Source organism: Rodentibacter trehalosifermentans (assembly GCF_002000545.1).
GTDB classification, from domain to species: Bacteria; Pseudomonadota; Gammaproteobacteria; order Enterobacterales; family Pasteurellaceae; genus Rodentibacter; species Rodentibacter trehalosifermentans.
In genome coordinates, this window is record NZ_MLHL01000078.1 from 1 (window position 1) to 13400 (window position 13400).

Genomic DNA, 13400 nt, shown 5'->3' on the forward strand with positions numbered 1-13400 from the left:
AGTGCTTGCCAAAGAACCCGTGGCGTTTGTGCCTTATGCCGATGGCATTTGGAACATTTTTTACCGTTTTCATTTTCTCGGTCAAATGGACGAACGAGAAAAGAAAATAAAACCCGCCACACAGTGGCACCAGCAACCCAACAAAATGTAAACGATGTCCTTAGGGAAATATGTAAATGATGTTTGGGTTGTACAAGGCGCAGGGGGAGTGCGGTTATTTTTCACCGAGTTTTTGCAACTTTGTTGCAATTCTCCTCAGAGCTACACCGGTCATTTACCAAAGTGCGGTCAATATTGACCACACTTTTTTATAGAAGTGAAGGTCTATAGATATTATGCCTTCAACTATGCTTAGGCAGGGAATTTTTGCAGATGACGCTTGGGCTGGATTTGGTGAATCGTATTGGTTACGGAGCCAATAATCGGGAGGGAAGCCCAATTTTTCGTTTTAATATTTTGCATTTGAGAATCTAACGCCATAAAGATAAATTCATCTTGGTATGTAATAAATTCATAGAGATGAAATTCCTCTTCCCTTTCTAATACAACAAGATCCCCGACAGAAAGACGATCATTTTTTTCAACAACTAACATATCGCCTTGTTCAATCCCCCAAGCCAGCATATTGGGATTGGTTACACGAATAAAGCAGGTTTGTTGTGGACGTTTAATACAGTAAAGGTTTAAATCCAGTTTTTTACTGAATTTTGAATTTTTTTCAATATCGTTAAAAAATGGTATTGGATGATAAGAAAACGTCATTTCATCTTGAGTAACTGTATTTGCGTAGTTCATCATCTTGTTTCCTTTGGTTAATGATATGGTTGTTTATACAGCTAAATATACTGGCATTTCATACAGTTTGTCAACAGAGGATGGAAAAAATTTTTTTATAAAGTGAATTTTTAGAAAAAATATAATGAAATCCGCTAACAGATGTAAAAAGAAAAGAAAACGTTTTCCTTTAGATTAAATTTAGGCTATCTTTACTCTGCTTTGGTGGATCAGCAATGATCTGAAGTTTAATCTTATTTTTATTTAAATTTATTATGAATACATCACGTTTATTTCATTTTCTTTTCCAAGGTAATTTGGTCAAACGAATTGCCGTTGGTTTGGTACTCGGGATTCTTGTTGCATTGGTTAATCCAAGCATTGAACAAGCCGTCGGTTTTGATCTTGCTTCAAGTGTTGGCGTATTAGGGCAAATTTTTGTTAAAGCTTTGAGAGCGGTGGCTCCAATCTTGATTTTCTTCCTTGTGATGGCCGCATTAGCGAATAAAAAAGTTGGCTCTAAAAGCAATATGAAGGAAATTATTGTGCTTTATCTTTTAGGCACTTTCTTAGCGGCATTAGCGGCGGTGATAGCCAGTATGCTTTTCCCTTCTGAAGTGGCGTTATCGGTCAAAGAAGATGTGACTTCCGCCCCACAATCAGTGGCACAAGTATTATTAACCTTAGTGCTGAATGTGGTGGATAACCCACTCAATGCAATTTTTAAAGCAAACTTTATCGGTGTATTGGCTTGGTCAATTGGTCTAGGGTTAGCACTTCGCCATGCCTCTGAAACAACAAAGCAGGTAGTGGCGGATTTTGCAGAAGGTATCTCAAAAATAGTGCACGTCATTATTTCATTTGCGCCTTTGGGTGTATTCGGTTTAGTAGCAGAAACCTTGTCGGATAAAGGTTTAGCGGCTTTAGGTGGTTATATTCACTTATTAGTTGTTCTCATCGGTACGATGTTGTTTACCGCATTTGTACTTAATCCTATTTTAGTGTACTGGAAAATTCGCCAAAATCCGTATCCGTTGGTGTGGACCTGTGTGCGGGAAAGTGGTGTCACCGCCTTTTTCACCCGCAGTTCTGCCGCCAATATCCCAGTGAATATCGGGTTGGCAAAACGTTTAAATCTTGATGAAGAAACCTATTCGGTGGCGATCCCATTAGGCGCAAATATCAATATGGCGGGTGCGGCTATCACCATTACTGTGCTGACCTTAGCGGCGGTGCATACATTGGGTATGGAAGTCTCCTTTGTCAGTGCCGTATTGCTCAGCGTGGTGGCTGCACTTTGCGCTTGTGGAGCATCGGGCGTTGCCGGCGGCTCTTTACTCCTTATTCCATTAGCATGTAGTTTATTCGGTATTTCTGATGATGTTGCAGCACAAATGATTGGGGTGGGTTTTGTGATTGGTATTTTACAAGATTCCACCGAAACCGCATTAAACTCGTCTACCGATGTGCTGTTTACCGCAGCCGTCTGTATGGAAGAAGAGCGAAAAAATCAAGCATAATTCAATGCTTCTTTTATAAGGCGGGTGAAAAATCCGCCTTTATTTTTTGTCTATTGGGTTTCTCTAGTCAATTTGACGTGTCAATTGCAGCGTCTGAAGTAATAGTCAACAGCTTTCCCGAAACCCAATTTAACATTCATTCGTTTTGGTCTCTTAACAAAACCTTATAAAGTCAGAGTTAAAGGTGTATAATCCGCACAATATTTTAAGGAATGATTATGAGCCAATTTTTTTATATCCATCCGGAAAATCCACAAGCACGTTTAATTAATCAAGCGGTAGAAATTTTGCGTAAAGGCGGGGTGATTGTGTATCCAACCGATTCAGGTTATGCATTGGGTTGTATGCTTGGTGATAAACACGCTATGGATCGCATTATTGCCATTCGCAAACTGCCAGAAGGGCATAATTTCACTCTAGTGTGTCGTGATTTATCCGAGCTTTCCAATTATGCAACAGTGAGCAACATAGCTTACCGCTTAATTAAAAATAATACACCGGGGCGTTATACTTTTATTTTGACGGCGACGAAAGAATTACCCCGCCGTTTAATGACGTCAAAACGTAAAACTATTGGTTTGCGGGTGCCGGATAATCAAATTGCCTTAGATTTATTAACTGTATTAGGAGAGCCGATTCTTTCTTGCTCATTGATGTTGCCGGGGGAAGAACATCTCACCCAGTCTAATCCGGAAGAAATTCGGGAGCATTTAGAGCACAAAGTGGATTTGATTATTCATGGCGGCTATCTAGGGCAAGAGCCTACAACGGTGGTAGATTTAACAGAAGATACACCGGTGATTTTGCGTGAAGGCAGCGGTTCTACCGAACCATTTATTTAATCTATACAAAGACGCTTGTGAAAGCGACAAAGGAAACAAAATGAAAACCAATCAAGCAAGAAAAAATCCCCCTAAACGTAGCGAAAAACAGCACGAAAACCAACCGCACTTTAAGCGTAAAGAAACTCAAAGTGCGGTTATTTTGGGGCGAGAATTTTCAGCGAAAAAATCACTCTCCCCAAAAATGCAAGCGAAAGTGGAAGGGGAAAAATTACAAAAAGTGTTAGCGCGCGCGGGGCAGGGGTCACGCCGGGAAATTGAAGCAATGATTGCAGAAAATCGGGTGAGTGTGGATGGCAAAATGGCAACATTGGGCGATCGCATTGACATTCATTCCGGCGTGAAAGTGCGTATTGACGGTCGCATTATTAATCTTCAGCAGGCACAAAAAGAAATGTGTCGTGTGTTGATGTATTACAAACCAGAAGGGGAACTTTGTACCCGTAGCGATCCGGAAGGGCGTGCGACGGTATTTGATCGTTTACCCCGTTTGAATGGTGCCCGTTGGATTGCGGTGGGGCGCTTGGATATTAATACTTCCGGTTTATTATTATTTACCACGGATGGCGAGTTGGCAAACCGCCTAATGCACCCAAGCCGTGAAGTTGAGCGTGAATATTCCGTACGCGTATTCGGGCAAGTGGACGAGGCAATGTTGGCACGTTTACGCAAAGGGGTTCAACTTGAAGACGGGCCGGCTCATTTTAAGGAAATTAAATTCACCGGCGGTGTAGGAATTAACCAATGGTATGACGTTACTTTGACGGAAGGACGCAATCGTGAAGTTCGCCGTTTGTGGGAATCGCAAGGGATTCAGGTCAGCCGTTTGATTCGTATCCGTTACGGCAATATCAAATTAATGAAAGGATTACCGCGAGGCGGGTGGGAAGAAATGGATCTTGAGAACGTGAACTATCTGCGGGAATTAGTGGGGTTACCGCCGGAAACGGAAACAAGGCTTGATGTGACAAAACCCCGCCGTCGTCCAAAATCCGGGCAGATTCGTAAAGCGGTAAAACGTTATGCTGAATTAGGAAAACGCTATAAAAAATAGGTGTCTGCGATGAAAATGCAACAACTTCGCTATATTGTGGAAATAGTGAATCAAAATTTGAATGTGACAGAAACGGCAAATGCACTTTATACCTCACAACCGGGCATCAGTAAACAAGTGCGTTTATTGGAAGATGAGTTGGGGTTGGAAATTTTTGAACGCAATGGAAAACATATCAAATCCATCACACCGGCAGGAAAAAAAATCATTGCCATTGCTCGTGAATTGTTGGTCAAAGCGGAAAGTATTAAATCTGTCGCCAACGAATATACCCGCCCTGATCATGGTGTATTGCGTATTGCAACGACAAATACGCAAGCACGCTATATGTTACCTTCGGTGGTTGAACGTTTCTCTAAACAATATCCCGATGTCAGTTTGCATATTCATCAAGGTTCGCCGACACAAATTCACGATGCCCTGATGTCAGGTGAGGTAGACTTGGCAATCACCACGGAAGCCCCCTATTTATTTGATGATCTAATTCAATTGCCTTGCTATTTATGGAATCGTTCAGCCATTGTAAAAGCCGATCACCCTTTGGCAAAAGTGAAAAATCTTACTATTGAAGCTCTCGGGCAATATCCACTTGTTACCTATACTTTCGGCTTTACCGGTGTTTCCGATTTGGATTACGCTTTTAACGCGGCGGGAATTTTGCCAAATATTGTGTTTACCGCCACCGATGCCGATGTGATAAAAACCTATGTGCGTTTAGGATTAGGTGTGGGGATCATGGCAAGTATGGCACATACCGAGCTTGATCATGATCTTGTAGCCATTGATGCCGGTCATTTATTCCGTTCCAGTATGACACAAATCGCTTTCAAACAAAGCACGTTTTTACGTAACTATATGTATGATTTTATCGAATATTTCTCCCCTCATCTCACTCGTCCAATGGTAGAAAAGGCCGAACGGTTACGTGATAACAATGCTATTAAAAAATTGTTTGATAATGTGAAATTGGAAGTAAAATAGCTTAAAAATAACCGCACTTTTCGATGCGGTTCATCCAAATTTATAAGCATTTTGCCGGTTTGGGTAGGCCGGCTAATTTTGTGGCTTGTTTTGCCGGGCCTTTAGGGAATAAACGTTGCAAGTAGCGACTATTGCCTTTATCTTCGCCTAATTTTTCCGCCATCGCTTTTACGAGCATACGGATAGCAGGGGAGGTGTTGTATTCTTGATAAAAATCGCGCACAAAATAAATCACTTCCCAATGTGCGGGGGTGAGTTCCAGTTGTTCTTGCTCGGCAATGGCTTGAGCCACCTCTTCATTCCATTGCTGACTATTCAATAAATAGCCGTCGTTATCGGTTTCTAATTGCATGGCGTTTATCTTTAACATATCAATTTACTTCTTTAACTTGGATGAGGTTATGATGAGAAAAATCATTGGTTTTTTCATCGTCAAATGGCATTGTGGAGACAATTTCCTCATCAAAAGCCATATCGCCTTCTAGCCCCTCAAGGGATTGTCCGTTATGAATACCTTTAAAATCAAACAGGTTCGGATCACACAAATGTGACAACGTGATGTTTTGCATCGCACTAAACATAGTTTCTAAACGTCCCGGATATTGACGATCCCAAGTATTCAGCATTTCTTTGACCACTTGACGCTGTAAATTAGGCTGAGAACCACACAAATTACAAGGAATAATCGGAAATCCTTTAGCAAGTGCATATTTTTCAATCTCTTTTTCTTTGCAATAGGCTAAAGGGCGAATCACAATGTGTTTCCCATCATCTGAAATTAATTTAGGCGGCATTGATTTCATTTTTCCGCCATAAAACATATTCAAAAATAAGGTTGCCAGCATATCATCACGATGATGCCCGAGAGCGATTTTGGTTGCCCCCAATTCGGTTGCCGTGCGGTATAAAATTCCTCGACGTAGGCGAGAGCAGAGCGAACAGGTGGTTTTCCCTTCCGGAATTTTTTCTTTCACAATACCGTAAGTATTTTCCTGCACAATTTTGTATTCCACGCCAATGTTTTCAAGGTATTGCGGCAACACATGTTCAGGAAAACCCGGTTGTTTTTGATCTAAATTGACCGCAACAATATCAAACTGAATGGGGGCGCTTTGTTGCAAATTCAGCAAAATATCCAATAGGGTATAACTGTCTTTTCCGCCCGATAAACATACCATCACTTTATCGCCGTCTTCTATCATACCGAAATCCGCAATGGCATTGCCCACGTTACGGCGTAAGCGTTTTTGGAGTTTATTGAAATTATAGGTTTGCTTTTTTTCTTGTTGGGTTAAATCGGTCATTTTGTTTTGCTACTTATTTTCAGAAAGCGCACATTATACGTTAAAAATCGAAAAGTGCGGTCAATTAAAAGAAGATTTTTAAGATTGGCAAAAGATCCTGTATAATCACTTCAATTTTTTTGTTCAATTTTAGCGCGTTATCATTTCAATGATTGAAACATCACAAACAATTCCTGAACTTGTCTCTTGGGCGAAAGAACGTGAATTTTCACTAAATTTACCCACTGAACGTTTGGTTTTCTTACTGGCGATTGCCATTTACAACAATGAACGCTTAGATAGTGAAATGTTGGAAACCGATCTTGTGGATATTTTTCGCCACACTATGAATGCCTTTGATCAGTCCACCGATGCCATTGCAACACGAGCCAATAATGCCATTAACGAATTGGTAAAACAGCGTTTGTTAAATCGTTTTAGCAGTGAATTTACCGAAGGATTGGCGATTTATCGTTTAACCCCGCTCGGTGTGGGTATATCGGATTATTATATTCGTCAGCGTGAATTTTCTGCTTTGCGCCTTTCCGTTCAGCTTTCCATTGTGGCAGATGAAATACAACGGGCATCTCATGCCGCAGAAGAAGGGGCTGGAAATAACGAAAGTGAACATTATTGGCGTAAGAATGTTTTTGCCCCATTGAAATATTCTGTAGCGGAAATTTTCGACAGTATTGATCTTTCCCAACGCATTATGGATGAAAATCAGCAGAATATTAAAGCGGAAATTGCCGAGCTTTTAACCAAAGATTGGCAGGCGGCGATTTCCAGTTGTGAACGACTGTTAGATGAAACATCAGGCAATTTGCGAGAATTACAAGATACCCTCAATGCAGCAGGGGACAAGCTACAAGCACAACTACTGCGTATTCAAGATTGTGTCATTGGGCGTGATGATTTGTATTTTATTGATCAATTAATCACAGATTTACAATCAAAGCTCGACCGAATTATCAGCTGGGGGCAACAAGCCATTGATTTATGGATTGGCTATGACCGCCATGTGCACAAATTTATTCGTACCGCCATTGATATGGATAAAAATCGGGTATTTTCACAACGTTTACGCCATTCTATTCATCATTATTTTGATCACCCTTGGTTTTTATGGGCGGCACAAGCAGAACGCTTGGTGGATTTGCGTGATGAGGAAATGGTGTTGCGTGAAGACGATGCCGTGGGTGAATTACCGGAAGAATTACAATATGAATCCCTCGCAGATTTATATGATCAAATTGTTGAACATATGCAAAGCCTGTTAATTCAATACCGCGAAAACAATCGCCCGATTGATTTAAGTTTAGTTCTTCGTGAACAGCTTGAAAACTATCCGCCTTCCCGCCATTTTGATGTGGCGCGTATCATTGTTGATCAAGCGGTACGATTAGGGATGGCCAATGATGATTTAGCGGGCATTTATGCCGATTGGCAAGCCATTAATCGTCAGGGTGCCGAGGTACAGGCCCATGTCATTAATCAATATTAAAGTGCGGTTAATTTTAAAAGAGATTTAATCATCCTTCATTGTAGGATTTCAGGATAAGAGACATAAACCATGACAGATAATCTTCAAGATGTAATTTCCCCAAAACTTGCCACAGCGATTGCTAACCCATTATTCCCGGCAGTGGATAGTCTATTGCGTTCAGGTCGCCACATCAGCACGGAGCATTTAGACAATCATGCCTTTTTAATGGATTTCCAAAATGAGTTGGATGGTTTTTATCGCCGCTATAACGTGGAGCTGATTCGTGCCCCGGAAGGTTTTTTCTATCTTCGACCGAAAGCGACAACACTCATCGCCCGTTCGGTGCTTTCTGAATTGGAAATGTTAGTTGGAAAAGTCTTATGTTATCTCTATTTAAGTCCGGAACGTTTGGCACAACAGGGCATTTTTAGCACACAAGAAGTTTATGATGAATTATTAAATTTGGCGGATGAAAGCAAATTATTAAAAGCGGTCAACCAACGTTCAAGCGGCTCAGATTTGGATAAACAAAAATTGGCGGAAAAAGTCAGAGCTGCAATAGGGCGATTGCGCCGTTTGGGAATGATTCACACCGTAGGTGAACAAAATAGCGGTAAATTCACCATTTCCGAATCCGTATTCCGTTTTGGCGCCGAAGTGCGTTCGGGCGATGATCCGGTGGAAGCCCAAATACGTCTAATCCGTGATGGGGAAGCTGCCACACCGGAATCCCTCGCCTTAGAAAAACAAGTGCAGTTAACCGAACAAGAAGCAGAAAGTGCGGATGAAATTGACGAAGAATTTGATGGAGAACAAGCATAATGTCTGATGTTTTAGAATTAGAAAATGAAATCGAGTTAGAAAACGAAGCAAGCGAAATCGATGCTGAAACCGTTGCGTCTCATCTTGCGACACCTTTTTCTCAAATTTCTCAAACACATGGCGTTGAACGTGGAAAATTCCGCTCTTTAACCCTCATTAACTGGAACGGCTTTTTTGCCCGAACATTTGATTTAGACGAACTGGTTACCACCCTTTCCGGTGGGAACGGGGCAGGGAAATCCACCACAATGGCAGGATTTGTGACAGCGCTCATTCCGGATTTAACCTTGATTCATTTCCGTAATACGACAGAAGCAGGCTCCACCGGCGGATCTCGGGATAAAGGGTTACACGGTAAATTACGCCCGGGTGTTTGTTACGCGGTATTAGATACCATCAATTCCCGTCATCAACGTATTCTTGTCGGCGTTCGTCTGCAACAAGTCGCCGGTCGGGATAAGAAAGTGGATTTAAAAACCTTTTCGATTCAAGGGGTGGAATTATCACAAAATCCAACCGCACTTTTCACTGAAACCGTGGGTGAACGTCAAGCCCGAGTGCTAAACCTCAACGAACTCAAGGACAAAATTGAAAACCTGGGGGCGCAATTTAAACAATATCACGCCATTACCGACTACCATGGTATGATGTTTGACCTTGGGATCATTCCAAAACGATTACGCTCATCTTCCGACCGGAGTAAATTCTACAAACTCATCGAAGCCTCGTTATACGGTGGGATTTCCAGTGCCATTACCCGTTCTTTACGAGACTATTTATTACCGGAAAATTTAGGTGTCCGCAAAGCATTCCAAGATATGGAAAGTGCCTTGCGTGAAAACCGAATGACACTTGAAGCCATTAAAGTCACCCAATCGGATCGGGACTTATTCAAACATCTCATTACTGAAACCACCAATTATGTTGCATCGGATTATATGCGTCACGCTAACGAACGTCGTGGCAATATTGAAGCTGCATTGGCATCACGTCGTGATTGGTATAACGCTAAAGCGGAGCAAGATTTATCGCAACATCGTTTAGTCGATTTAAGCCGTGAAGCCGCAGAATTGGCAGAAAATGAACGCACCTTAGAGGTCGATCACCAAAGTGCGGTGGATCATTTAAATCTTGTGTTAAATGCGTTACGTCATCAAGAAAAAATTTCCCGCTATCAAGAAGATGTGGCAGAACTTTCCGAACGTTTAGAAGAGCAGAAAATCGTTGTAGAAAATGCAAATGAAGCATTAGAGGAAAGCCAAGCCCAATTTGAGCAAACTGAACTTGAAATTGATGCCGTTCGTGCACAACTTGCCGATTATCAACAAGCACTCGATGCAAAACAAACCCGAGCCTTACAATATCAACAAGCCATTGCCGCATTAGAGAAAGCCAAAAACCTATGTGGCTTAGCGGAATTAAGTGTAAAAAATGTTGAAGATTATCACGCAGAATTTGCAGCCCATGGCGAAACGTTGACAGAGACGGTGCTGGAATTAGAACATAAAATGTCTATTTCCGAAGCGGCTAAATCGCAATTTGATAAAGCCTATCAGCTTGTTTGTAAAATTGCAGGCGAAGTGCCTCGTTCAGCGGCTTGGGAAAGTGCTAAAGCCTTATTGCGTGAATACCCAAGTCAAAAACTACAAGCCCAGCAAGCTTCTGCTTTGCGTGGAAAATTACATGAGCTTGAACAACGCTATACCCAACAACAAAGTGCGGTCAAATTGTTGAATGATTTTAATCAGCGGGCCAACGTTGATTTAGCTACCGCTGATGAATTAGAAGACTATTATGCCGAGCAAGAAGCCTTGGTGGACTCACTCTCCAGTGAGCTTTCCGAGCAAGTAGAAAATCGTTCGACACTTCGCCAAAAACGTGAAAACTTAACAGCACTTTATGAAGAAAATGCACGCAAAGCCCCCGCTTGGCTGACGGCTCAAGCGGCATTAGAACGTTTGGAAGAACAAAGTGGCGAAACCTTCAACCATAGTCAAGATGTGATGAATTTTATGCAGGCGCAACTTGTAAAAGAGCGTGAGTTGACGATGCAACGTGACAAACTTGAGCAAAAGCGTCAGCAATTAGACGAGCAAATCACCCGTTTGAGCCAGCCTGACGGTTCTGAAGATGCCCGTTTAAATGTTCTGGCAGAACGTTTTGGCGGGGTATTACTTTCTGAACTCTATGATGATGTACCGATTGAAGATGCACCGTATTTTTCAGCACTTTATGGCCCTGCCCGTCATGCTATTGTTGTGCGTGATCTTAATATCGTGAGAGAGCAATTAACACAACTGGATGACTGTCCGGATGATCTTTATTTCATTGAAGGGGACCCAACGGCCTTTGATGACAGTGTATTATCTGCACAAGAGCTTGAACTCGGTGTGGTTGTGCAAGTCTCGGAACGTGAATTACGTTATTCTAAATTCCCTGAAATTCCATTATTTGGCCGGGCTGCTCGTGAAAAGCATTTAGAAGCCTTGCAAATTGAACGTGATGATGTGGCGGAAGATTATGCCCAAATAGCCTTCGATGTACAAAAATGCCAACGTTTGCATGAGCATTTTAGCCAATTTGTGGGTTTACACCTTGCCTTGGCATTCCAACCGAACCCTGAAGATGTGATGGCGGAAATAAACCGTGAACGCAATGAAATTGATCGTGAATTAAATCAATTTAATACCGGCGAACAGCAGTTACGAATTCAGCTAGACAACGCAAAAGAAAGAATACAATTACTCAATAAAGTCATTCCACAATTAGGCTTGTTAGCTGATGATGAGTTAATCGATCGGATTGAGGAATGTCGTGAGCAACTCACGCTTGCCGAACAAGACGAATTATTCATTCGTCAATATGGTGAGACGTTGTCACAATTAGAGCCAATTGCAAATACACTGCAAAGTGATCCGGAAAATTATGACAAACTAAAAAATGAGTTGGCACAAGCGATTGAACGTCAAAAACAAGTGCAACAACGCGTATTCGCCTTAGCCGATGTGGTTCAACGCAAACCCCATTTCGCTTATGAAGATGCCGGACAGGCGCAAACTTCAGAATTAAATGAGCAATTGCGTCAACGCTTAACCTCAATGCAAGCACAACGTGATACACAGCGTGAACAACTTCGCCAAAAACAAGCCCAATTTGCGCAATATAATCAGGTGTTGATTGGATTACAAAGTTCTTATGAGAGCAAAAATCAGCTATTAAAAGAATTAAGAGATGAAGTAAGCGAATTAGGTGTTCGTGCAGATGAAGGGGCAGAGGAGCGGGCGCGAATTCGACGTGATGAATTACATCAACAACTCTCAAATAGCAGACAACGCCGCTCCTATGTGGAAAAACAGCTGACGTTAATTGAAAGCGAAGGTGAAAATTTAAATCGCCGTATCCGTAAAGCAGAGCGTGATTATAAAACCCAACGGGAATTAGTGGTGGCGGCGAAAGTCAGCTGGTGTGTGGTCTTAAGACTATCCCGCCATTCTGATATGGAAAAACGCTTAAATCGTCGTGAGCTGGCTTATTTATCCGCTGATGAACTCCGCTCAATGTCGGATAAGGCCCTTGGGGCGTTGCGTACTGCCGTTGCCGATAATGAGTATTTGCGCGATAGCTTAAGAGCCTCGGAAGACAGTCGTAAACCGGAAAATAAAGTCCGCTTCTTTATTGCGGTTTATCAGCATTTGCGTGAGCGTATTCGCCAAGATATTATCAAAACAGATGATCCGATTGATGCCATTGAACAAATGGAAATCGAACTTTCACGCTTGACGGCAGAGTTGACCGATCGTGAGAAAAAATTGGCGATCAATTCTGAAAGTGTCGCAAATATTATGCGCAAAACCATTCAGCGTGAACAAAATCGCATTCGTATGCTCAATCAAGGCTTGCAAAATATTGCTTTCGGTCAGGTGAAATCTGTTCGTTTGGTGGTTAATATTCGTGATACACACGCCATGCTACTTGATGCGCTTTCCGGTCAACAGGACGAATATCAAGATTTATTCAATGATAATCGTATTACCTTTTCTGAAGCTATGGCAAAACTGTATCAACGTATTAACCCACATATTGATATGGGACAGCGTAGTGCACAAACTATGGGTGAAGAGCTCTTGGATTATCGTAATTATCTTGAACTTGAAGTTGAGGTATTCCGTGGTGCTGACGGTTGGTTGCGTGCAGAAAGTGGTGCACTTTCAACCGGTGAAGCGATAGGTACCGGGATGTCGATTCTCTTAATGGTCGTTCAAAGCTGGGAAGAGGAGAGCCGTCGTATTCGTGGTAAAGATATTGTGCCTTGCCGATTACTCTTCCTTGATGAGGCGGCACGACTTGATGGTAAATCTATTTCCACTTTATTTGAGCTTTGTGAACGATTGGATATGCAGTTATTAATTGCGGCACCGGAAAATATTAGCCCTGAAAAAGGCACAACCTATAAATTGGTGAGAAAAATTTCCGGTAACCAAGAACACGTTCATGTGGTCGGATTACGCGGGTTTGGTACAACGGACTAAAATAAAAGTGCGGTTGAAAATTCCACTATTATGTAGCACTTGCACAAAACTATTAGATATCTTCCCTCCCCCCGTAAACGGAGGGAGGGAAGATGGTACAACCTGATAA

Annotated in this window: 10 protein-coding genes; 7 read left to right on the top strand and 3 right to left on the bottom strand. The window is 42.0% G+C overall.

The window, feature by feature from the left end; genetic code table 11:
* Positions 1-351: 351 nt before the first annotated feature.
* Complete coding sequence (locus BKK52_RS11835; protein WP_423227664.1) at positions 352-795, bottom strand: LexA family protein; 444 nt, start codon at positions 793-795, stop codon at positions 352-354.
* 254 nt (positions 796-1049) lie between these two features.
* Here BKK52_RS11835 and sstT point away from each other — a divergent pair, with 254 nt between their 5' ends.
* From sstT to cysB, 4 genes are all read left to right on the top strand, one after another.
* Positions 1050-2294, top strand: a complete 1245-nt coding sequence (sstT, locus tag BKK52_RS11840) for a serine/threonine transporter SstT (RefSeq protein ID WP_077421063.1) — start codon at positions 1050-1052, stop codon at positions 2292-2294.
* Between the two features lie 218 nt (positions 2295-2512).
* On the top strand, positions 2513-3136 hold the full coding sequence (locus BKK52_RS11845) for an L-threonylcarbamoyladenylate synthase (protein ID WP_077421064.1): 624 nt from the start codon (positions 2513-2515) through the stop codon (positions 3134-3136).
* A gap of 40 nt (positions 3137-3176) precedes the next feature.
* Positions 3177-4190, top strand: a complete 1014-nt coding sequence (rluB, locus tag BKK52_RS11850; protein WP_077421065.1) for a 23S rRNA pseudouridine(2605) synthase RluB — start codon at positions 3177-3179, stop codon at positions 4188-4190.
* Between the two features lie 9 nt (positions 4191-4199).
* Entirely contained in the window at positions 4200-5171 is a 972-nt protein-coding gene (gene cysB, locus BKK52_RS11855) for an HTH-type transcriptional regulator CysB (protein ID WP_077421066.1), read from the top strand.
* A 40-nt stretch (positions 5172-5211) separates the two neighbouring features.
* Here the strand turns inward: cysB and BKK52_RS11860 are convergent, their stop codons facing one another.
* Both BKK52_RS11860 and ttcA read right to left on the bottom strand, forming a co-directional pair.
* Positions 5212-5541, bottom strand: coding sequence for a TusE/DsrC/DsvC family sulfur relay protein (locus BKK52_RS11860; protein ID WP_077473946.1), 330 nt, complete (start codon positions 5539-5541; stop codon positions 5212-5214).
* Between the two features lies 1 nt (position 5542).
* A complete protein-coding gene (gene ttcA / locus BKK52_RS11865; RefSeq protein WP_077473945.1) occupies positions 5543-6475 on the bottom strand; it encodes a tRNA 2-thiocytidine(32) synthetase TtcA in 933 nt (310 codons plus the stop codon).
* A 148-nt stretch (positions 6476-6623) separates the two neighbouring features.
* On the opposite strand from ttcA, the gene mukF reads away from it, so the two are divergent.
* From mukF to mukB, 3 genes are all read left to right on the top strand, one after another.
* A complete protein-coding gene (gene mukF, locus BKK52_RS11870; RefSeq protein ID WP_077421069.1) occupies positions 6624-7958 on the top strand; it encodes a chromosome partition protein MukF in 1335 nt (444 codons plus the stop codon).
* A 69-nt stretch (positions 7959-8027) separates the two neighbouring features.
* A complete protein-coding gene (gene mukE / locus BKK52_RS11875; protein WP_077478776.1) occupies positions 8028-8762 on the top strand; it encodes a chromosome partition protein MukE in 735 nt (244 codons plus the stop codon).
* The gene (gene mukB / locus BKK52_RS11880; protein ID WP_077478777.1) at positions 8762-13291 is read left to right on the top strand and encodes a chromosome partition protein MukB; all 4530 of its coding nucleotides are present in this window, start codon (positions 8762-8764) and stop codon (positions 13289-13291) included. Before mukE ends, mukB begins: the two co-directional genes overlap by 1 nt.
* Positions 13292-13400 lie beyond the last annotated feature (109 nt).